We start from the raw sequence: 1,952 nt of genomic DNA on the forward strand, positions 1-1,952 counted from the left end.
GCCAATCGCTTCATCGTGTGCCGAGAAGTAGTGAACGGCAAAATATTCACTACATGCTGTAAATTGAGATGGTGGAAACCAGTTGTAGGGTTGAGCCACTGAGGTCGTCTTGCAGGAGGAGGCTTCAAACCGCCCAAAGGTGCTTTGGTAAAGAGCCATGGTGCTGAGCGTTTGGGAAAGGCTGCACCACGAGTGCAGTTAGGTATGGATAAAAGAGATGAACGCAATTGAACCCCTGACGAGGTGTCGAGAAGATTGTACATTCAGTCAAAATCTGCAAAGGATGAAATGCAGTTATAAGTTCGGAAGATACCTGTTTACTGTCCGTTCGGCTGGCGTCATTCAGGGGGCATGACTTTTATCTAGGCTCATTTACGGAACTCGGGAACCTGTATGATAATGTCAGGCAGCTAAAGATACTCTTAAAGGATTCGCTGGCTGTCAAAGGGAAATGTACAATGGGTTCACCCCAAAGGCAGAATACCGAAGTATTATATAGGGACGGACTAATCCGTAGTAGTGTTGAAGCTTCTGTAATGGAAGTGGAGCGAAGGGATTGGGTTATACAGTCTCATAACATTTAACAACTTGGAAGAGGATGAATTTATGGAATGAGACAAAATCGATACCAGTAAGTCAAGAAATGATATGGTCGGCTTACAAGAAAGTAAAAGCAAACAAAGGAAGTGCAGGTGTAGACTCTGTTAGTATGGAAGAATTTGAAACTAACAAGTCAAAGCACCTTTACAAACTTTGGAATCGTATGTCTTCAGGGAGTTATTTCCCTCCACCAGTAAAAGAGGTTGAAATACTCAAGAAAGATGGTAAGATGCGCAAATTAGGTATTCCTACCATCAGCGACAGGATTGGTCAAATGGTGATCAAAGATTTTATCGAGCCACGAATGGAGAACGTGTTTAGTCCTTCCTCATATGGCTATCGACCTAATAAGAATGCCCATCAGGCGCTTGCCTCGGTAAGAGCCAATTGCTGGCAAACAGATTGGGTTATCGATTTAGACATTAAAGGTTTCTTTGATAACATTGACCATGAAAAGTTAATGCTAGCTGTCAATAAGCATGTGCCAGAGAATTGGGTTCGCATGTATATTGTTAGGTGGTTAGAAATGCCCGTTCAGCTTAAGTCTGGAGTGTTAGAGCATAGACAAGGTAAAGGAACACCGCAGGGCGGTGTTATCAGTCCATTATTGGCAAATCTTTACTTGCATTATGCACTAGATAAATGGCTTGAGTTGACCAATCCTACATTGAAGTTTGCTCGTTATGCCGATGATGCAATCATACACTGTAAGAACAAGGAACAAGCCGAATATTTACTGAGGCAGTTAAATGCACGAATGAAGTTATGTGGGCTGGAACTCCATCCTGATAAGACTAAGGTTGTGTATTGTAAAGACCGTAGAAGGCGTGGGAAATATGAAATAGTGAAGTTCGATTTTCTAGGGTACTCTTTTCAGCCACGTACAACACTATGTAAGAAAACAAGCAAATTATTTCTTGGTTTTGATTGTGCGATCAGTATTAATTCTCGCAAACGGATAGCAGATAAATTGGAGGAAATCAAAGTAGAAAAGCTGAGTTTTAGAAGTATAGTAGGCGTAGCCCATTACCTTAATCCAATGATAAGAGGTTGGGTGAATTACTATGGTAAATTCAGAAAATCCGAACTGATGAAAGTATTTCAACTACTGCGGAAACGTATTGTTCGTTGGGCTCGCATGCGATATAAACGCTATAAAACAAAGTTAAATCTAGCTTACAGATGGTATGAACGGATAAAGAAACAGTTTCCTTACCTGTTCTATCATTGGCAAGTTGGATTAACTTGTTAAATTTGGTATCGATTGTATAACAAGAGCCGTGTGATGGGAGACTATCAAGCACGGTTCTGTGAGAGGCTTAGGGTGAAATTCCCTTTGCCTACTCGACTAG

1 protein-coding gene is annotated in these 1,952 nt (G+C 41.3%); it reads left to right on the forward strand.

The annotated features are described in order from the left end of the window. The first annotated feature begins 598 nt into the window (after positions 1–598). Entirely contained in the window at positions 599–1,852 is a 1,254-nt protein-coding gene (gene ltrA / locus JIV24_RS22070; RefSeq protein WP_200467252.1) for a group II intron reverse transcriptase/maturase, read from the forward strand. Positions 1,853–1,952 lie beyond the last annotated feature (100 nt).

It is taken from the genome of Carboxylicivirga marina (assembly GCF_016612505.1).
In the GTDB taxonomy this organism is placed as follows: Bacteria; Bacteroidota; Bacteroidia; order Bacteroidales; family Marinilabiliaceae; genus Carboxylicivirga; species Carboxylicivirga marina.